We start from the raw sequence: 18,208 nt of genomic DNA on the forward strand, positions 1-18,208 counted from the left end.
AAAATCATAAAAATACAATGCCCCCTTTAAGAGCCGCCCCAAATATGCAGTTTGGCGTTTTTCGTTTAACGGAAGGGCAAACGGGAAGAGGTATTAAAGAAAACTAAAAAATGGAGGTTTTAATATGGCTCATGATCAGCATCAGGAACTCATCCAAATTTTGCACGAGTGCGTTGCGGCGTGCAACCACTGTTTTGACGCTTGCCTGCAGGAGGAAGACGTGAAAATGATGGTTCAGTGCATCCGCTTGGACCGGGAATGTGCAGAGATCTGCGCCTTTTTGGAACAGACAATTTCCAGAAATTCACCGTTTGTAACGGAACTGGCCAGAGTATGCGCTGCAATTTGTGATGCATGCGGCGACGAATGTGCGAAGCACGCAGACCACCACGACCATTGCAAACAGTGTGCGGAGGCTTGCCGCAAATGTGCAGAAGCTTGCCGCAATATCGCGTAGCTCCAATAGGCCCGCTGGAAGAAGTTCTTCCAGCGGGTCTTTTCTATTTTCTCCACGCATCTAAAAATGCCTGAGAACTTAAACTTTATCCCACTTCTCAAATTTTTTTCATAACTTACTATCTTCCTCATAGCGAATCGGATAAACTAAAGATACATGGTAATATATGCCTTTTCTATTTTATTCGCAAATTAGCAATTGATCATTTTTCGTGTTTTTCCATTAGACCGCCACGCTTTATTTACCGAAGGGAGATCTTTAGTTATGAAGTACTTTTCAGAAGAAAAAGGCCAGCATATTCTGGCTTCTACCGCTCTTTTTGACTTGATCAAAGACCCAGTTTTTTTGATGGAGAAAGACGCTGATTCCTTTCGCTATACTTATGTAAATCCATCCGCTTTGGCACTTATGCCAACACAGGATCTTATTGGCAAACGCATCGAAGAAGTGCTGTCGCCGGAGCAAAGCCGCAATGTCATTCACTTCCATCAGAAAGCCCAATCCACAAAGAGATCGATAGAATTTATGGAAGGAATTGAGACGGAACACGGTGAGTTTATCGGCGAGACCGTATTGAATCCGATCATTGCAGAAAACGGGGAATGCCGCTACATACTCGCTGTCATCAGAGATGCTACGGAACGGGAACTAAAAGAACGGGCGCTGCAAAGAACGCAGAGAGAAATTGAAATTGAACGAAAAAGATTGAATTCGCTAATCGAAAACAATGCGAATGCGGTATTTGAGTTTGACCACAATAAAATTTTCATCCGCAGCAATCCGATGGTGACCGAGGCCATTGGCTTCAGCGAAGAAGAACTGCTCGGCAAATCCATTGTCGGCTTGGTGCACGAGTCTTGCCTGGAAAATACGTTATGGCATTTTGACAAAGCGCTGGAAGGCAGTTCCGTTGAATTTGAAACAGCTGTTTACACAAAAACAGAACAGCTGCTGCAATTTTACGTCAACACCATTCCCATTATGATTGATGGAAGCGTAATCGGCGTCTATGCCATTGCTAAAGATATTACCGAACAAAAAGAAATGGAGCGTCTTCTAAGGGAAAGCGAACAACGGTACAAGTCCTTGTTTGACAACCATCCGCACGGCATTTTCACATTTGATCGAAACGGCATTTTAAAAAGCGGGAATGCCGGTGCAGAACAAATTACCGGCTATTTAATGGAAGAAATGCTGGTGCAGTCCTTTAAGCCGATCCTGCTGCAGTCTGAAATGGAAAAAATAAAGCACCATTTCTACAAAACGATTCATAATAAGCAGCCGGAACGTTTCGAAATGGCTTTTCGCCATAAAAACGGCGAGCTGATCGACCTTCAAGCGATGAACATACCGATCATAGTCGATGAGCAATTGGTTGGATTACACGGCATCGTCACCGATGTGACGGAGATGAACCGTGCCCAAAAAGCATTGACTGAAACGAAAGAAGAGCTCGAAGTGTTCTGGAAAAATTCCACGGATCCTATTTTTTATATTGATACAAAAGGCGATATTCTGAAAGTAAACCCGGCATTTGAGGAAATCTTCGGTTTTACGGAAGAAGAAATGGTTTCGGGCAAAGGCACTATTATTCCGCCGCACATGGTCAAAGACCAATTCGAGATTGTCGAAAGAATTCTGAACGGTGAAACGGTAAACTCTCATGACACCATCCGCATGACAAAATCTGGACGGCCGCTCAATATCATCTCTTCTTATACCCCGGTGCGAAATGCAGAGAAAGACATCATTGGAGCCACTATCATTTATAAAAATGTGACGGAACTTAAAAAAGCCGAAAAGGAACTGCAAAAAAGCCAGGAGAAATACAAGATCATAACCGAAAGCACGTTTGACATCATCACCTTGATCAACCTCTCCGGACTGATTGAATACGTCTCGCCCGCCAACGAAAAAATATTGGGATATTCCGACCAAGTTTATATCGGCAGCCCCTTTACGATGAATGTCCATCCGGAAGATGCGTTCGATTTAATGGAAAGTGTGACATCGCTGGTTGACGGCGGAAAGCCGGCCACTATTGAAATTCGTTATTTGCATCAGGACGGCCATTATATCTGGATGGAAGTTTCCCCTACTCCCGTTATTGAAAACGGGCAAGTGAAACGCTTATTCACTATTGCCCGCGATATCACAGAGCGAAAGAGGCTTCAGGATAAGATTGCGAAAATGGCTTTTTACGATCATTTATCCGGCATCCCCAACCGAAGAACGTTTGATGACAAGCTGCAAAAAGCCATTGACCAAGCCAAACGTTCCGGCAAAAAAGTGGCCATCCTCATGCTCGACGGACGCAAATTCAAACAAATCAATGACCGCTTTGGCCACGATGCAGGAGATGCTGTCATCAAGGAAATGGCGAAACGGCTCCAAGCTTGTGTCCGCCCGATTGATACAGCGGCGCGCTTAGGCGGAGATGAAATGGGCGTGGTGATGCCTGAACTGGATTCAGAAGAAGAAGCCGAAAACATGGCACAACGGATTTTAAAGTCCTTTGAAACGCCGCTGGTCTTCAATGGCTTTGAAATCAAAATAGGAGCAGGAATCGGCATTTCCCTTTACCCTGGCCACACGCTAAACGAAAAACAACTGATTAAATATGCGGACATGGCTTTATACGAAGCCAAAAAATCAGAGCAAGACGACTATAAAATTTACAAGTAACGCGCAAGGCTTTTCTTTGGCTGCTTCCTTTTCTATAGTTGCCTAAATTCAGCGGTTGCCGCTTTGATTGCTTCAAAAGCAGTTATCTTACTCTTTTTATAGCCATCTCATAGGAAATTGTGCAATCCTGCAGGTTATTGAAGCCGGCAGAACGGGTATAGCATATCCGAGACGTCAATTACACGGAGGAGGAAATCGCATGGACTCTGCTATTTGGTGGTACATAGCACTCGCAATAGTTGTGGTGGGGCTAATCATTGCAGGAATCGGAGTTTTCTTATTTATAAAAGGAATGAAAGAACCGATGAAAGAAATCAAAGGTTCAGCTGACAATTTAAAAGGGCGCATGGACAAGCTCAAACTGGAAACCTCGAGCCTGTCGCATACGGCAAATGAATTGAAAGAAGACATGCAAGTGAAATCCGAAAAAGTTACGGTGTTCGTGGACGCTGCTAAAGGCACAAAAAATTCAGTGCTCGATTTGAATTCAGCCGTCCGGACGCAGACAGTCAATATCGCGTCACGAGTGGATAACGACAGACAAAGCGTGGCCCAGGCCGATCAGTGGAGCGATACCGTCATCGGTTTACTCAACTTCTGGCAGGACCGCAAGGCTGCTAAAAAGAGCCAATCTGACCATTTGTTGATCCCTATTTCGGGCAAGCGCCCGCAATAACAATAAAACAAGCACATTCAAAAAGGCAGCCCCAGGGCTGCCTTTTTGAATGCGCTGATACGTATATTTTCAGTTAATAAAAATAGAGCTGTGGTCTTGGGAATCAGAGATTTCTTTCCGACTGGCGGAACGCCGAAACAGCTGATTGCAATTCAATTTTTGCTTCGTCGACAAGTTTGCCGATCATTAAGTCGTGCTCTAATTCCGGTCGGTTATACTCAACATTCAATTCGATTTCTGAATCGTAAGGAGAATCGATCGCTGTTATTTTCACTAAACTCGTCAAATCGGTAAAGGTTTCATTATCGTTCCAGCCTTGAATCTCCACTTCCCAAAAAGGAACGCCCTCTTCAGTCAGACCTTGGCCGATGCCGTCATCAAGTTCGATGTATTTCCAAAATTTCATCAGACTACCCGCTTTCAAATGTTGTTGGTCACCTAGTGTCAAAGATAGCACAAACCCCAATATACCATACACCAAATCCAATAGTTGAGTTAATTTTGTCATTCTCCTAACTATTCATCCCGACACGATGAATTTCCTGCTTATAACCCGTTATTGCACCCGGATAAACTCTGTCTCATAGTCCTTGTTCTCGCATCCGGTCAAAATATAATCCGGTTTATCACCTGTTTCTACAGCTTTAAACTCTGCACATATGGTTTCGATGACTTCCCCGGAGCCATACTGATCTTCCCTTGAATCGTAGACGGACTTGATTGCCTGGCCGTCAAATTCAAGGTCCTGGTAGATTGGATCGCCTTCCGTTGTATAGAATATCACTTTTATATGGTCCGGGTTCTGTTGCTGAAAGTTTTGCAAAAAACGCTCCAGGCGATCAAAGTTCTCCCTGTCACCTGAGTTCGCTATTGTAACGGTATCCTCTTCCGGAAAAGAATCATGCTCGTTTTGGCAGCCGGACAGCAACAAACAAGCCAAGAATATGACCCCTGCCTTTTTCATCTTCGATCTTCCTCTCCTCCTATTTTCGCTTGACCTGCTGAAAATAAATTGATAAGCGCGGTTTTATTGATATGATAAAGAAGCAATCACTTTACAGAAAATAGGAGAAATTCATTTATGGGAAAAAGGATATTTTTTGTAATGCTCGCTGTATGCTTTTTGCTGTTTTCTTTGTTTTTCATCTACTCTTTTGCAATGTCCCATGAACCCGTACCCAGCAAAAGACTAGTAGAAAATTCAGTCCGTGACAATGGTCTCCATATTTTTGGACCGGTAGAAGGTGCGTTTTTGCATACACCGAAAAACTACGGCTTTTACAACGATCATCGCTTCTACGTTGTAGAGCAGTCTTTAGGAAACCATGAAGAACTCAGCGGTTGGTATGCGGTTATTGAAACAGGTGAAGCCTTAACTGCAGAAGATGAAGCAGCCCTGCAGCTTTATGCCAAAAAGGAAAATCCGTTGAACGGTTTGGAATACAAATCAAAGCACAAGATGCGTGTTTATCAGAACGGCGAAGTCACTAAAGAAGAATGGCTTTTAAAAGCGGTTTTCTCCTCAGATGAAGACAAGTATTTGTCGTTTGTTCCATTAGCGAATCCGGGAAATTCGGGATTTAATTTGTTTGCGGAAGGGTACAAAAAAATTCTGGATTTCTAGTAGGCGCTCCATTCATTATCTAAAGAAATTTGTATTCGTCCTCATTTAAAATTTGATAAAGCAGCACTTGCTTTTCTGTAAAGGCGATGAGGTGGCAGGATTCTGAAGGATCGAGCCCTCTTGCTCTTCCCTGCAGCGTGCCTATTAATTGTGGAATATATCCCAAACAACTCCAACTTGCCCAGTTAAAGCCCTGTTTCTTCTAAAACTTCTCTTCTGGCGGCGTAATGAAAATTTTCGCCTAACTCCGCAAAGCCGCCGGGCAGTCCCCATTCGCCTGTATCCGACCGTTGCTGTAAGAGGAGCCGGTTATCTTTATCAAAAACAAAAGCCCCTGCTATAACCATGATTACTTTTTCATGTCCAACCATCGATCTTAGATTTTTAATGTAATCCATATATAGGTCTCCTCCGCCGTTCCTTAATAAGCAGCAATCTTTCCGTTTTCTTTGCATCCGAATCCTTTGTTTCTAATTTCCAGTAAGCCTCAATCTATTATTACCGTCTCTTTAAATTCTTTTTCCAGATATTCGTAAACGATTGTGACGGACGGAATTGTGGTGCTGTCTTTGACCGTTAAGCCGTAAGGTGACGGCAAGTTTTTCGCGTTTCCTTTCGAGGCTGTTCCAGGTTCAATCGCCATCGCATCGTAATTAGCAAAAGTATATCCTCTGTCGTTAAAGGTTTCAGTTATGGCAAAGCCTTCTTGTTCCTGTTGAAGTTGGATTTTGGCTATTTCGGGTTTATCCACGCTATTGACGAGGATATCCCTAATATGGATGTCTTGGAATCCTGCATTACCGATTGTCAGGATTACTACTTTCCCGTCATATCCTGCAAACGAGTACTCTGCTTCGAGTTTCGGCTGAACAAGCACTAGATAAAGTGCCAGTAAAACTAGCATTATGGTGGTTACTATCAGAACCTTTTTCTTTTTCACTGCATTCTCCGCCTTTTCCAGTATCAATACGTGCTAAAGTGAATAGAAAACCGCTAGATCTTTATACCCAATAATTCCTTAATCTTACAATACATATTAATCGTAAAACACACAACTACTAATTGCGGTTCAAAGAAATTCGCTTTGTTCTTTCACATTACTGCAGAACTACAGCCTTTAATTGACTGTACAAAGATTAACTTCTTTTATTTTTGGGAAAAGAATTAGATACAGTTAGAAACTCATAGAAAGAAGAGTGGAATTATGTCTCCTTTGCTCGAAAACAGCCAAACAACCATGAGCTATGCCACCAGTTCAAATCAATTACATGAAAATAAGAAAAGAATCATCGAGACTGGCCTTTACTCGGTCGACCTTCTTACACCTTGTAATCCCGGACACACAGCTTGCCAGGTATTATTGACTGTCCATCCGCCAGCTCAAGCAGCAACGGAACACATACTGCCGGTGCGCATCAATGCTTTATCGACTAAAACAGAAATACTGAAAAAGGTTTCAAAAGCTGTTCAGGACTACTTCGCACAAGGGGAGTAGTTCGATAACTTATTTACTAATAGACAAAATGACGGTTCCCGGGAACCGTCATTTTTTTATTCCTCAAAAAGCTACTTTCTTTTTTAGCCGCTTCAGTCTCTTCGCAACTCTGTCTAGAATCGTTGAGTATTGGACTCTAAAACCAACAAAAAGCGGATGGCATGGGCCATCCGCAGAATGCTATTTCAATTTTTCATCCAGGAAGCTGAAGACTTCTTCCAGGTTCTCTTCTGTAGTAAACGGTTCACCACCATGTACAGCCCCTTCAAACAGGGACAGTTCCACTTGTCCCTCGCCCAAAACAGCTTTCAGGTTTTCAGCGAAATTGACCGATTGCTGAACCGGTACGTTCGGGTCTGCTGTTCCATGCTGGATCAGGAAAGCCGGATCGTTTTCGGTGATGTACGTTTCGGGATTTGCTTTTTTCACTTCATCTATTTTCTCCAAAAGGCTGCGGCCCATGTATTTACTTTCCGGCGAGCCGGAAGCGTTTCGTTCACCCAGCTTCGGTGTAATGCCAGAATCTGCAAATTGCTCATCAATTTTCAGGAAATCGATTTGGCCGTACCAATCGACAACTGCCTGCACCCCCGAAGTGTAGTTGATGTTATCCCTATTTTTCCCTTTTAACTCACCACTGTCTCCGCTTGTGCCAGCAAGTGCTGCCAAATGCCCGCCGGCACTGCCGCCCCAGGCAGCTATTTTGTCAGGATTCAAGTTGTATTCTTCTGCATTTGCTTTCACGTGGCGAATTGCGGCTTTGACATCGCTGATCGCAGCCGGGAAGAAGGCTTCTTGCGACAGACGGTAATTGACCGCTACGACTGCATAACCACGATTGACGCCTTCAAGCATCGGCTCAAGGTCAGTTCCTGTTTTATCTCCTTCCTTGAATCCGCCGCCGTGGATAGCGACAATAACCGGGAACGGCCCTTCTCCTTCATTCGGCAAATAAATATCAAGTTGCTGGGCTTCGGACAGACTTGCATATGGAATATCTAAAAATTGATTTTCAATAGAGGAAGCATCCACTCCATCAGAAGAAGCTTTCTTCCTATCTTTTGCTTGTGCTGTTTCAGACGCTTCCACTGTTCCATCACTTTCCAGCATGGATTCTTCAGAAGTGCTCGTTGAACAGCCGGCCAGTAAAGCAGCGGCGAGGGACATTGAAATAATTGGGTACAATGATTTTTTCACTCAATACAACTCCCTTTTGTTTTGTTTAATCTTTCGATACATTGATCGTAACAAAACAATGTGGCACAAAAATGGCAGAAAAACGATGCAAAACGCACGTTTTCCTGCCATTGGTATAACAATAAAAAGTCATTCAATATGATGCCCGTCTCAAGGTAATGATAAAGGTGGTTCCCGATTCGCCTTTGCTTTCCACTTTAATTTTTTCGCCCAGCTGTTCCATAATTTCATAGGCAATGGAAAGCCCAAGCCCGCTGCCGGAGCTGGTGTGCGACAGATCTTCTTTGTTGAAGCGGCCGAATATATGTGGGAGGATGTCGTTGGAAATGCCCTGCCCGTTATCCGACACCAAAATTTCCGCCTTCCTTCCAGTCGTTTTGGCATCAATCACCACTTTGCCTTGTTCAGGCGTGAATTTAAAAGCATTGTCCAGCAAAATCGTCAAAACCTGAACAATCCGGTCTTTGTTCGAATAGGTTTCCGGAAGGTTTTTTGCCCGCTCGGTAATCTGGAAATGGAGATCGAGTTCATCTGCCAAAATGACAAAAGGTTCGGCAGCTTCTTTGATCACTTCTTTTGTATCCACGACCGACTTGTCAAAAGCCACTTTCTTATGCTGCAGCCGCGACAATTCCAGCAAATCGGCAATGAGTTTCTCCAGGCGCGCACTTTCCCTCAAAATGATGCTGTAGTATTGATCGATTTTTTGTGGATCGGTCACGACATGGTCAGCCAAAGTCTCTGTTAATGCTTTAATTGAAGAAAGAGGCGTTTTCAGTTCATGGCTGATGTTGGCGACATAGTCTTTTCGCATCTGCTCCAGCTCGTTTTTCTCTTTAATGAACACAGTAAGAAAAGCGAGAATGATGATTGTTCCGATTGCCAAAGTCACGAAGAACACCAGGTAAAAACCATCCAGCGCTGCCTGATAGGCACGTGCTTCTTTTAATAAGAAAATGCCGCCAGTCACTTTGCCGTCTTGGACAATCGGCTGGCCAATGATGATGGCCCGTTTCGAATAGCCTGGCACTTCGTGGATTTCAACAGCCATTTTGCCGCTGATGATTTTGGGCAAATAAGATGCCAATTTCTTGTTCACTTTGGCATCATCAGAAGTTGGCACCTTTTCATCAGAGTAAACGCCCATTTCCTTGCCGTGCACATCGAACGCTTTTACCAGGAAATCGTCTGTTCGGCTGATTTTATCCCCTTTCGCCACTTCTTCCCCGATCAAAGTCAGGGGCGGCTGAAGCTCTTCAATTTTAGACTGAATAAAGTAATGCTTGATCGCAAAGGCTCCCAGCAATTGGCCGGAGATAAAGATGGCTAGTATGACAAAAGCAATCCACAGCTTGCTTGAAAATAACCGCTTCATTCGTTCACCTCAAATTTGTAGCCGACGCCGTACACCGATTTAATGGAAAAGTCGGGGGCGGCTTTCGCCACTTTTTGGCGGATGCGCTTGATCATCGTGTCCACAGTCCGTGTATCGCCGGTGTAATCATAGCCCCATACTTTATAGAGCAGCTCTTCCCGGTTAATCACTTTCCCCTTATGGTTGACCAGATATGCCATTACCTCAACCTCTTTTGCCGTCAATTCGATAGCTTGCCCATTGACCTTAACTTCGTAGCCCGATACATCAATGGACAAGTTTCCTGCATTCAAATAGTGTAGATTTTTATTTTTCGGCTGAACCCGCTTCAGGATTGTCTTGATCCGCACCACCACTTCACGCGGAGAAAACGGCTTCGTAATATAATCATCCGCACCGATTTCCAAACCGATGATCCGGTCCATTTCTTCGCTTCTTGCACTCAGCATCAGAATGGGAATGTCGCTCGTTTTACGGATTTCCTTGCAGACTTCGGTTCCAAAAAGGCCCGGCATCATGATATCCAGCACCACTAAATCGAAATGCTGCTCACTTAATAGCTGCAAAGCCAGGTTTCCGTTGTATACCGACACACTCATCATGCCTTCAGCTTCCAAATAAGCATGGAGGCTTTCATGAACTGCTTCATTATCGTCACAGATTAAAACGGTTGTAGGTTGTTCCACTGCGCATACCCCTTTAACCTTTTTGGTTTAGTAATTCTATTATTTTTCACTCCTATGGTTTCACATATCTCGATATAAAGCAATTCCTCTATTATTTCACCTATGCAAAAAAAAATTCGTAAAGGAAAAAATCCCTTTACGAACTTTAAAAATGACTTCAATAACCAACCACCGGAAGGTTTTCATTTACACATCGCGCTTGTTAAAGCTGTAAATGGAAAACAGCACCGCGACTGCGCCGTACAATACCGCATACCCAATCATGATATTGCCCGGCACGGAGATGCTTGTAAACATGCCGCCTTGCGCCATGGAAAGCGGATTGTCCGTCGTATCGAATAAAAAAACGGTCATTTTCCGGTATATCGAATCGATCGGAAACACCAGGCTCATGACAATGCCGATATTTACGAGGCTCGCTTTTTCGATGACTGCCCCGAACTGTTCGATAAAGCCGCCGATGAAAGCCGCACCGTAAAGAATGATTGAGATGATTCCGGCATTCAACGTCGACATCCGTGTGCTCAACAATACGCCGAACGCTACTAAAACAAAGGGCTGGATCACGAATACACTAACTGCTTTGATCAATTGCAGCGCCTGGAAGTCCAGCGACATCCAATCCGCTCCGATTCCTTGATGCAGCAGGATGATGGCAAAGAATAAACTGGCGGCATAGGCAATCAGCAGAAAAGCCAATCCGATGAATTTGCCGAGCACAAATTGGGAGCGGGCAATCGGCCGCATCAGCCACGTATCGATTTGGTGGCTGGCCACTTCTCCTGAAATCGAGCTGACGCTGGACATGATGGCCAGAAGCGCTGTAATGAATGATGAAAAATAGAGGCCGACTCCGAGCAGCTGCGACGAGATAAACTGCTGCATGAGAAACACTTCTGTTCCTTGGCCGCTATTTCCCACTTCTTCGGCGCCTTCCTGGCCGGCAAAATAAATGGCTATTCCGTAAAGCGCCAGAAAGATGAGCGTCATGACGACGGTTATCAAAAAAATTCGTTTTGTTACCATTTCCTGAATCGTCAGTTTAGCGATGGTCCACATAGGCGCTCTCCTTTTTGTGACTCACCCAGTGCATGAACACGTCCTCCAGGTGCGGAATGATCGGTTTCGCTTCAAAGACATTCACCTTTTGGGCAGACAAATAATGAAGGATTTTGGGAATATCCCGCTCCTGCTCAAGCTGGAACAGCCACCGCGTCCGCCCTCCCTGTTCGCTGCCTTTTTGGTAATTCACCACAAAGGCCGGGAAAGGTGCAGCCAGTGCCCCTTCGGTCACCACTTCCACTTGGGCTTCGATTGTCATGAGCTCCCGCCACGGTCCTTGTACAATCATTTCCCCTTCATGGACAATTGACACATGGTCGCAGACGGATTCGACTTCCTGCAGCAGATGGCTATTCAGAAAAACGGTCTTCCCCTGGTCCCGCAAGTACACCATCAGATCCCGGACATCTTTTCGTCCGATGGGATCTAGAGCTGACGTCGGTTCATCCAGGAAAATCACTTTCGGGTCATTTAAGATGGCACAGGCCAGGCCAATCCGCTGGCTCATCCCTTTTGAAAATCCACTGATGCGCCCTTTTTCCTTCCCGGCCATGCCAACAAGCTCTATCACTTCCTGTATGCGTTTGTTCCGGTTTCGGACCGGTATTTTGCACAGTTCGGCATGGGCGTCGAGCAGCTGTTTGCCGGTCAACCAGTCGGGATAGCGGAACAGCTCCGGCAAATAGCCGACTTGTTCCCGCGATTTCACCGTGCCGATCGGTTCGCCGAGTATAAAGCCTTCACCGCTTGTCGGCTGCATCAAGCCAAGCAGCGTCCGGACGAACGTGCTTTTCCCTGAACCGTTCGGCCCTAAAAATCCGTAGACAATGCCTTCCCCGATCGACAAAGTCACATCCTTGATGCCGCCTTTGCCATCATAAGTTTTCGTCAATGAATTCGTCTGGATGACGTCCATCCTCTTCCCCCTCTGTCGCAAGAAAAGCCCAGAGCTTGATGAAGCCACTCTGAACTTTTCTCTCTTATTCATTCACTTGTTCACTTAAATCTATCAGTTCTTCAGCGCTTACACTGCCTTCAGCAAAGATGGTATGAATCTCGCCATTTGCCTGCCAAACGATATAGGAATGCTCGTCGCTTTCAACAGCAAATCCTTCCCCATCGCCTACTTTAACTTCCGTCATTTCCGATCCTTCTGTTTGGGCATACGGAATCGGCAAAGTCGATTCGATATTGTCGATGCCGGCAATCTGCGTCTTCACGTTTTCAGGCAAAAACGGAAGCGACAGCAGCGTCGTTCTCAGCTGCTCGATCGATACGCCTTCCGGCACCGTGATCTCGGGTGACTGGGTGTGCATATACGACACGTATTGGCCGTTCATTGAGTAATCGGTGTGAACGGCTTCAGAAGTTGCGACCGAGAACGGCTTGCCGTCGAGCAAGGCGTCAAATTGCTGGTCAGATCCTAATTGGCTTAGCATCTGATTCGCTTTTTCGACATTCAGCGTAAAGGTGATTGTCGAAGCGGGCATCACGTTCACCCCTTCCACTTCAAATTCTCCTAATGCCGGTACCGCGTGGCCGGCTGCTTCAGCCGCTTGTTTAGACTCAAAGTAGGCGGCTTCAGCGGCGGATTTTGACATTTCCAGCTGCCCGATGTCCTTCAAGTCGAGCGTCCCTTCTTTGTTTTCACTGACCCACGACTCGATTTCCTGAAGATCATTTTGCGTCAGCGTTACGATTTCAAAATCGTTCACGCGGAACAGCGACAAAAACTGGTTCGCTTCTACCCGGACTTGCGGGTGGGCAAGTGTGCTGAACAACGCGGCTGCAATCGCTCCTGAAACAAGCAAACGTTTGGTTTTCGATTTCAAGGTACTCCATCCCTTCCTGTTTTTCATCTCTTGAACGGCAGCCGTCTTCCGGCTTCCGCCGTGCTGCAGGTTTTCTTCGAACTGTGCCCAGGCCACTTCCAGATCAAGCGGAACTTCGTTCGCTTCTAAATTTTTTTCAAAAAAAGAATTCAGCTGCTGCAATTCGAGAATGTTTCTGCGGCATGCTTGGCAGTTTTCCAAATGCTTCATGATTTGCTTTTTTTCTTCGCGGCTGACTTCTCCGTCCAAATAAGCCTGCAGCCTTCCCACATCCCGGCATGTCATTGGTCGTCGCCCCTTTCTTCCGCATAAAAATCCCGAAACCGCTTTTTTGCCCGCGCTAATAAGGTGCCGATGGATAGTTTTTCAAGTCCATTGCTTTGGGCTATTTCTTCGTAGCTGTATCCTGAGTACTTCATAATCAGGATGTCACGATCCCGCTCGGATAACTTCATCAAAACCTTTTGGACTTCCTGGATATCTTCGAGCGCCATGTAGCGGTCTTCAACAGACCCGATTGCATTTTTTCCAAACCGCTTTTGCTTTTCTTCCCGTGCATGATGGCGCTTTTCGGTCCGTATATGGTTATAGGCGGTGGTAACAGCCACTTTTGTCAGCCATCCCTGGATATTTTCAATCGCTTTCCGGTCCGCATGGTACAGCTTCATAAAAACTTCCTGGGCAATATCTTCCGCCAAGGCCTGTTCTTTCACAATGATCAGAGCTTTCCGGACGACCAGAGAATAATGCTGCTTGAATAACTCCTGGAACGATTCTTCGCCTGACGAATTGCTTCGGCTGTCGGACAAATTCGCCTTCACCTCCATCATTGATGCCTCCTTCCAGAAAAGCCCCTACCTTAATGACACCATATTACTGAATTTTGTGACATTTAACGAGATATTTATTTTATTTTTCCTCAAAAAAGAAACAGAAAGGGGGATGATTTAGAACTCGCTAACTTTTACATTGAATTTATCACATTGTTTATTGATTTACAATAAATATTTATTCCTTCTTAATTTAATTTCAATCGGTTAGAATATATTTTATTCCCTGCAGGAGATTGGTCTTTGTTTACAGAAATACGTCGATGAAGCTTTTATGACAGGGGGAATTTAACATGACATTGGCGTATAAACACATATTGGTGGCTGTTGACGGATCGGATGAAGCGGAATGGGCGTTCAAGAAAGCAACCGGCATTGCCAAGCGCAACGCAGCTGCCCTGAATCTGATTTATGTAGTGGATACCCGTTCGTTTACAGGCGTCAAATTGCACGAACCGGATATTGAAGAACAAGCTTATGATTATGGAAAAGAACTGCTCGACAGCTACAAGCAAGAAGCTCAGGCGACAGGTGTTTCAGAAGTCAATACCTTTCTCACTCCCGGTTCCCCCAAAAAAGTAATTTCACGCGATACTGCCAAAAAGGTCGAGGCGGATCTCATCGTCTGCGGTGCTACAGGCATGAATGCTTTTGAGCGTTACTTAATGGGCAGCGTATCACTGCATATTGTCCGAAACAGTTCCTGCGATGTATTGGTGGTCCGCAGACCGGAAACAGAATAATTCAAAGCGCAAAACGGAATGCCTCGATTAACCAGGCATTCCGTTTTTTAGTTTATTCACTGGTTGGAGTCGTTTTGCAACTGCTTAACTCTGCATGCGGACTTTTACTTTTTACTGTATTCAGGGAATTCCAGGTGAGTCTCTTTGAAATACGGCATCTATTTCTTGGCGGTCGTAGTCCAGAATCCAGCTATTATACTGTTCATACAAAAAGCGAATGTTTTCCTGGTCTGCCGCCAGAACATCGCAACCCCGGTCATCGTATAAATGAAAGATTAGTTTCTTAGACAGATTTATGAAATAAACTTCAATCCCGCTTTCTGGATTATTCTTTAAAATTGTCGTCGGGTGATTAAAATCTTCATAACAGATGGCCTGAAGCAGTTGGACAAAGCGCAGATCGGTTTTCTGGCATTTCAGACTAAAGCGGTGGACGGCCATCGCATCCTCTTCATCAAGGTCCTCTTCTAAATACTCTCCATATGAAAAAGTTTCTAGCTGCAGTTGATACAAATTTCGTTTATCTTTTACATATTTCCGGTATAGATTGAGCGGTTTCTGTTGAAGAATGGAACTTGTTGGCCTGGCGACAATGTCAGTCACCAGCAAGAGTTCGTCTTTGTCATCAAATACTTCATTAAACAAAGTTATTGCCCGGTGATGTGCCTGGACCAAACAGTTTGGATCATGAGCAGAAAGAGCAGGGTCTGAAATCTCGAAACGAATGCCCGGATTCCAGGAATAGAATAAGGCTGGGCTCAAGATTAACCCGTCGAAATAGCTATCTAAAAAGTCCTGTAACGGATATTTCATCGAAGACCTCCAAATAGCTTCAGTTTAAAATCAGTTTTCATCTCTATAAAGCTTGGCTTTTAGCAGGATGCATGGCTTTAAGTGAAATCAGCAGTCCAATAAGAAGAACTGGTTCTGCATTAAAGGAAATTAAAATTTCCTTCTGCGCTTGGGCAAGTGTTTCTTTTTCTTATACGATATATAGGGCTCCTGCTCCACACACTCAAAATATTCGAGCGGGAAATTCTGCGTCACAGAAGTATGGATTTGACTGCCTTCCTCGTAAGTGACTTCTCCAATTTTTATATCACATTTAGCTGTGAGTTTATACAATTTGTTGGCCAATCCGGGGCCTCCTTTATCCAGCAAAAAATGAAAGCCGTTAAGAGTCATTCGACAATTAGTTTCTACCTATGAGAAAGTTTAATTTACCATTCTCTTTCTATGCAAAAGCTGTCAATTCTCCTTACACAACACCATATCATATTTAACATCTCTCTTTTGCCGTTCCCTCTTATCGCCTAAACAGTTTCTGAAACAGGAAAACCAATCCAATAATGGCTATAGCGGTAATAATGTACCCTGGAACACCGATTGAACTTATCATAATAATTCCCCCTTTCTTTATTAACTGCAAGTTTATAGTGATTCAACCTTGTTTCTTTTTTCATTGCCTAAAGACCTGAAAAATCAGTTTCCTCGCTCGGCCAAACGTAAAAAATAGAAGAAATCCCATCATTTACAGCTTGATCAAAACATTCCAGTGATTCCTGAAGTTCAGGATCCTTTAAGTACCGCTCCCGGTTCACAATGAACTGATCTTCCACTTTTTGCACTTTCCATCCTTCGCTCTGAATGTAATCATTCGCTTCTGTCAAAGCGGATTCCATACTCGCAGAATTTACCCAGCAGTTTATAAAGGCGCCTGCAATCTCTTTTTCTTCTTTATTCTCGGGAAGCGGAACTGCTTCCAGCATCAAGTAATAAATTGCCACCTTTTTTCTCCTCCTTTCTTTCATCGCTCCACAATCACCTCCATTGGCAGGGTGTATGAGAAATCGGATGGTGTATCGACAGGGACAACAATCACCTGGTCGCCTACTTCCAACTCTTCAAAGGAACTTACGTCTCCGCTGAAAGTCATTAGATCGATCAATTGCATTTCTTCTACCACTACTTCAGAATTTCCGGATGACAGCTCCAACATAAAACTTGAATCTTTCTTTTCTACTACGGTTCCTTCGTAGTTTCCGCAGGCTGCTAAAAGAAAGAGTAAAAAGATCAGAACGCTGAGCAGTCTTTTCACTTTTCAAACCTTCCATCCATAAAGTTTATCCCATCGCACGATTCTAGTACTCATAAGGTAATTGCATTACAAATTCCCTTTAAAAGTGTAAAATAGCTTTTTCGACAATATCGGCGTCTTGTGCATTTGGCTAAAATAGCACCGCCTTCAACATTTTTTATTTCAAGTATTGGAAGTGAGTGAACTGTGGAAAATTTAAAGCAACAAAGTGAAAAAATGCACATCAAGAAAAATGAAACACTTTATATCAGCACTGTTTTGACGATCATCGCATCGTTTCTAATGGGATTTTTAGACGCTTATACATTCTTGCAGCAAGATGAAGTCTTTGCGAGTGCACAGACCGGCAATCTCGTCAGCTTAAGTTCAAAGCTCTTTTCAGGGGAATGGAAAGAAACCATGAGCCATGTTTGGGCATTTGGAGGATTTCTGATTGGTGCATTTGCCGGTGAAGCAGTCATGGACCGTTATCAAGATAAAGGCGTGAAAAGATACCGTTATTATTTATTGATCCAAACGGTTTTGCTGCTCGTACTTGCACTATTTCAGGATCAGTTTACCGGGGCACTTATGATCTTTTTACTTGGTACGCTTGCGGGATATGAACTGACCATCTTCCGTAAATTCCGGGGCACAGTGGTCAATAATGGAATCATGACTGGCAATACAAAAAACCTGATGAGCCATTTATATCAACTTGTTTTCAAAAATGATTCGAAAGCAAAAGACCATTTGGCCAATTTGGCAGCGACCGTCCTGATTTTCATGTTGGGTGCAGGAGCAGGTACACTTACCATCCGGTATAATGCCAGTTATAATCTTTGGGCTGCTTTTGCCATTTCGTTTCTTGCATTTGCATGGGCAACGGTTCGTCCATTGCGTGATTCATAAAAGGTAAAATTATATAATTTAGCAACTTGCTTATAAGCTTCACTCAAATTAACGTACCATATTTTTACATAAATTCCTATAACAATTTATCTTCTCTAATCTACTATGCTGAAATAGTGGATTTACAAAACTTATTCCGATTGCAATATTATAGCTAGACAGCTAAAATGAATTTCGGCTATCGCTTGGATCAACAATTTTCCACAAAAAAACCTTTCTTTGCCGAAGCGAAGAAAGGTTTTTTGCGTTCTTATTTTTTTATCATTTTTTCTTTTTCAGCGTCTTCGTCCACTTTGGAATCTTCTGTTGCATCGTCCATGAGGCCTTTTGTTGAGTTTTTAAATTCTCTCAAAGTTTGTCCTGCAGCACGACCCAACTCCGGTAATTTCGCTGGTCCAAAAAAGATTAATGCAATGATGAGGATTAAAATTAATCCTGGTACACCTATGTTTGGCATAGAGTTCGCCTCCCGTCAATTAGTAATACTATTCCTTTTCAGCCATTTCTGCAAGTCATTCGTAAATTGTATCGCAACTTACTTTTGAGCAGTGGCTCGT

At 44.0% G+C, this 18,208-nt stretch carries 22 protein-coding genes and 1 pseudogene; 7 read left to right on the forward strand and 16 right to left on the reverse strand.

The window, feature by feature from the left end; genetic code table 11:
- The first annotated feature begins 124 nt into the window (after nt 1–124).
- From QWY22_RS10880 to QWY22_RS10890, 3 genes are all read left to right on the forward strand, one after another.
- The gene (locus tag QWY22_RS10880; RefSeq protein ID WP_300980903.1) at nt 125–457 is read left to right on the forward strand and encodes a four-helix bundle copper-binding protein; all 333 of its coding nucleotides are present in this window, start codon (nt 125–127) and stop codon (nt 455–457) included.
- Nucleotides 458–721: 264 nt separating this feature from the next.
- The gene (locus QWY22_RS10885; protein ID WP_300980904.1) at nt 722–3,142 is read left to right on the forward strand and encodes a PAS domain S-box protein; all 2,421 of its coding nucleotides are present in this window, start codon (nt 722–724) and stop codon (nt 3,140–3,142) included.
- A 199-nt stretch (nt 3,143–3,341) separates the two neighbouring features.
- Nucleotides 3,342–3,818 carry a DUF948 domain-containing protein gene (locus QWY22_RS10890; RefSeq protein WP_051413692.1) on the forward strand — a complete coding sequence of 159 codons (477 nt, stop codon included), beginning with the start codon at nt 3,342–3,344 and terminating at the stop codon, nt 3,816–3,818.
- A 103-nt stretch (nt 3,819–3,921) separates the two neighbouring features.
- Here the strand turns inward: QWY22_RS10890 and QWY22_RS10895 are convergent, their stop codons facing one another.
- Together QWY22_RS10895 and QWY22_RS10900 are read right to left on the reverse strand one after the other, a co-directional pair.
- On the reverse strand, nt 3,922–4,326 hold the full coding sequence (locus QWY22_RS10895; RefSeq protein WP_176294969.1) for a hypothetical protein: 405 nt from the start codon (nt 4,324–4,326) through the stop codon (nt 3,922–3,924).
- Between the two features lie 48 nt (nt 4,327–4,374).
- Complete coding sequence (locus QWY22_RS10900; RefSeq protein ID WP_300980905.1) at nt 4,375–4,782, reverse strand: DUF4362 domain-containing protein; 408 nt, start codon at nt 4,780–4,782, stop codon at nt 4,375–4,377.
- 117 nt (nt 4,783–4,899) lie between these two features.
- On the opposite strand from QWY22_RS10900, the gene QWY22_RS10905 reads away from it, so the two are divergent.
- Entirely contained in the window at nt 4,900–5,442 is a 543-nt protein-coding gene (locus QWY22_RS10905; protein WP_300980906.1) for a hypothetical protein, read from the forward strand.
- Nucleotides 5,443–5,630: 188 nt separating this feature from the next.
- Here the strand turns inward: QWY22_RS10905 and QWY22_RS10910 are convergent.
- Nucleotides 5,631–5,840: pseudogene (locus QWY22_RS10910) on the reverse strand (NUDIX domain-containing protein); the annotation flags it as partial.
- 89 nt (nt 5,841–5,929) lie between these two features.
- A complete protein-coding gene (locus tag QWY22_RS10915; RefSeq protein WP_300980907.1) occupies nt 5,930–6,382 on the reverse strand; it encodes a hypothetical protein in 453 nt (150 codons plus the stop codon).
- 264 nt (nt 6,383–6,646) lie between these two features.
- Here QWY22_RS10915 and QWY22_RS10920 point away from each other — a divergent pair, with 264 nt between their 5' ends.
- Nucleotides 6,647–6,937: a hypothetical protein gene (locus QWY22_RS10920; RefSeq protein ID WP_300980908.1), complete on the forward strand. Its 291-nt coding sequence runs from the start codon at nt 6,647–6,649 to the stop codon at nt 6,935–6,937.
- Nucleotides 6,938–7,117: 180 nt separating this feature from the next.
- On the opposite strand, the gene QWY22_RS10925 is transcribed toward QWY22_RS10920, so the two are convergent.
- The 7 genes from QWY22_RS10925 to QWY22_RS10955 form a co-directional block, all read right to left on the reverse strand.
- Complete coding sequence (locus QWY22_RS10925) at nt 7,118–8,134, reverse strand: alpha/beta hydrolase (RefSeq protein WP_300980909.1); 1,017 nt, start codon at nt 8,132–8,134, stop codon at nt 7,118–7,120.
- Between the two features lie 133 nt (nt 8,135–8,267).
- On the reverse strand, nt 8,268–9,509 hold the full coding sequence (locus QWY22_RS10930) for a sensor histidine kinase (RefSeq protein ID WP_300980910.1): 1,242 nt from the start codon (nt 9,507–9,509) through the stop codon (nt 8,268–8,270).
- A complete protein-coding gene (locus QWY22_RS10935) occupies nt 9,506–10,195 on the reverse strand; it encodes a response regulator transcription factor (protein ID WP_300980911.1) in 690 nt (229 codons plus the stop codon). Before QWY22_RS10935 ends, QWY22_RS10930 begins: the two co-directional genes overlap by 4 nt.
- Nucleotides 10,196–10,381: 186 nt before the next feature.
- Nucleotides 10,382–11,254 carry an ABC transporter permease subunit gene (locus tag QWY22_RS10940; RefSeq protein ID WP_300980912.1) on the reverse strand — a complete coding sequence of 291 codons (873 nt, stop codon included), beginning with the start codon at nt 11,252–11,254 and terminating at the stop codon, nt 10,382–10,384.
- Complete coding sequence (locus QWY22_RS10945) at nt 11,238–12,173, reverse strand: ABC transporter ATP-binding protein (RefSeq protein ID WP_300980913.1); 936 nt, start codon at nt 12,171–12,173, stop codon at nt 11,238–11,240. The genes QWY22_RS10940 and QWY22_RS10945 overlap by 17 nt, the downstream gene beginning before the upstream one ends.
- A gap of 64 nt (nt 12,174–12,237) precedes the next feature.
- A complete protein-coding gene (locus tag QWY22_RS10950; protein WP_300980914.1) occupies nt 12,238–13,374 on the reverse strand; it encodes a zf-HC2 domain-containing protein in 1,137 nt (378 codons plus the stop codon).
- Nucleotides 13,371–13,919, reverse strand: a complete 549-nt coding sequence (locus tag QWY22_RS10955; RefSeq protein WP_300980915.1) for an RNA polymerase sigma factor SigX — start codon at nt 13,917–13,919, stop codon at nt 13,371–13,373. The genes QWY22_RS10950 and QWY22_RS10955 overlap by 4 nt, the downstream gene beginning before the upstream one ends.
- Before the next feature lie 293 nt (nt 13,920–14,212).
- Here QWY22_RS10955 and QWY22_RS10960 point away from each other — a divergent pair, with 293 nt between their 5' ends.
- Nucleotides 14,213–14,662, forward strand: a complete 450-nt coding sequence (locus tag QWY22_RS10960) for a universal stress protein (RefSeq protein WP_300980916.1) — start codon at nt 14,213–14,215, stop codon at nt 14,660–14,662.
- 120 nt (nt 14,663–14,782) lie between these two features.
- Here QWY22_RS10960 and QWY22_RS10965 read toward each other — a convergent pair whose 3' ends face one another.
- The 4 genes from QWY22_RS10965 to QWY22_RS10980 all read right to left on the reverse strand — a co-directional run bounded on the left by QWY22_RS10965 (nt 14,783) and on the right by QWY22_RS10980 (nt 16,760).
- A complete protein-coding gene (locus QWY22_RS10965) occupies nt 14,783–15,475 on the reverse strand; it encodes a DUF3885 domain-containing protein (RefSeq protein WP_300980917.1) in 693 nt (230 codons plus the stop codon).
- Between the two features lie 129 nt (nt 15,476–15,604).
- On the reverse strand, nt 15,605–15,799 hold the full coding sequence (locus QWY22_RS10970; RefSeq protein ID WP_300980918.1) for a hypothetical protein: 195 nt from the start codon (nt 15,797–15,799) through the stop codon (nt 15,605–15,607).
- Nucleotides 15,800–16,128: 329 nt separating this feature from the next.
- Nucleotides 16,129–16,449 carry a hypothetical protein gene (locus QWY22_RS10975; RefSeq protein WP_300980919.1) on the reverse strand — a complete coding sequence of 107 codons (321 nt, stop codon included), beginning with the start codon at nt 16,447–16,449 and terminating at the stop codon, nt 16,129–16,131.
- 20 nt (nt 16,450–16,469) lie between these two features.
- Nucleotides 16,470–16,760 (reverse strand): hypothetical protein, encoded by a 291-nt coding sequence (locus QWY22_RS10980; protein WP_300980920.1) that lies wholly within the window; start codon nt 16,758–16,760, stop codon nt 16,470–16,472.
- A gap of 186 nt (nt 16,761–16,946) precedes the next feature.
- Here QWY22_RS10980 and QWY22_RS10985 point away from each other — a divergent pair, with 186 nt between their 5' ends.
- The gene (locus QWY22_RS10985) at nt 16,947–17,651 is read left to right on the forward strand and encodes a YoaK family protein (RefSeq protein WP_300980921.1); all 705 of its coding nucleotides are present in this window, start codon (nt 16,947–16,949) and stop codon (nt 17,649–17,651) included.
- Nucleotides 17,652–17,901: 250 nt separating this feature from the next.
- Here QWY22_RS10985 and QWY22_RS10990 read toward each other — a convergent pair whose 3' ends face one another.
- Nucleotides 17,902–18,108: a twin-arginine translocase TatA/TatE family subunit gene (locus QWY22_RS10990; protein WP_300980922.1), complete on the reverse strand. Its 207-nt coding sequence runs from the start codon at nt 18,106–18,108 to the stop codon at nt 17,902–17,904.
- Between the last annotated feature and the right edge of the window lie 100 nt (nt 18,109–18,208).

The organism is Planococcus liqunii, assembly GCF_030413595.1.
GTDB classification, from domain to species: domain Bacteria; phylum Bacillota; class Bacilli; order Bacillales_A; family Planococcaceae; genus Planococcus; species Planococcus liqunii.

Excerpts from the sequence above, each read along its gene's own strand:
- QWY22_RS10880 (WP_300980903.1), top strand. The coding sequence starts at position 125 with ATGGCTCATGATCAGCATCAGGAACTCATCCAAATTTTGCACGAGTGC.
- QWY22_RS10885 (WP_300980904.1), top strand. The coding sequence starts at position 722 with ATGAAGTACTTTTCAGAAGAAAAAGGCCAGCATATTCTGGCTTCTACC.
- QWY22_RS10890 (WP_051413692.1), top strand. The coding sequence starts at position 3,342 with ATGGACTCTGCTATTTGGTGGTACATAGCACTCGCAATAGTTGTGGTG.
- QWY22_RS10895 (WP_176294969.1), bottom strand. The coding sequence starts at position 4,326 with ATGACAAAATTAACTCAACTATTGGATTTGGTGTATGGTATATTGGGG.
- QWY22_RS10900 (WP_300980905.1), bottom strand. The coding sequence starts at position 4,782 with ATGAAAAAGGCAGGGGTCATATTCTTGGCTTGTTTGTTGCTGTCCGGC.
- QWY22_RS10905 (WP_300980906.1), top strand. The coding sequence starts at position 4,900 with ATGGGAAAAAGGATATTTTTTGTAATGCTCGCTGTATGCTTTTTGCTG.
- QWY22_RS10920 (WP_300980908.1), top strand. The coding sequence starts at position 6,647 with ATGTCTCCTTTGCTCGAAAACAGCCAAACAACCATGAGCTATGCCACC.
- QWY22_RS10930 (WP_300980910.1), bottom strand. The coding sequence starts at position 9,509 with ATGAAGCGGTTATTTTCAAGCAAGCTGTGGATTGCTTTTGTCATACTA.
- QWY22_RS10940 (WP_300980912.1), bottom strand. The coding sequence starts at position 11,254 with ATGTGGACCATCGCTAAACTGACGATTCAGGAAATGGTAACAAAACGA.
- QWY22_RS10945 (WP_300980913.1), bottom strand. The coding sequence starts at position 12,173 with ATGGACGTCATCCAGACGAATTCATTGACGAAAACTTATGATGGCAAA.
- QWY22_RS10950 (WP_300980914.1), bottom strand. The coding sequence starts at position 13,374 with ATGACATGCCGGGATGTGGGAAGGCTGCAGGCTTATTTGGACGGAGAA.
- QWY22_RS10955 (WP_300980915.1), bottom strand. The coding sequence starts at position 13,919 with ATGATGGAGGTGAAGGCGAATTTGTCCGACAGCCGAAGCAATTCGTCA.
- QWY22_RS10960 (WP_300980916.1), top strand. The coding sequence starts at position 14,213 with ATGACATTGGCGTATAAACACATATTGGTGGCTGTTGACGGATCGGAT.
- QWY22_RS10965 (WP_300980917.1), bottom strand. The coding sequence starts at position 15,475 with ATGAAATATCCGTTACAGGACTTTTTAGATAGCTATTTCGACGGGTTA.
- QWY22_RS10990 (WP_300980922.1), bottom strand. The coding sequence starts at position 18,108 with ATGCCAAACATAGGTGTACCAGGATTAATTTTAATCCTCATCATTGCA.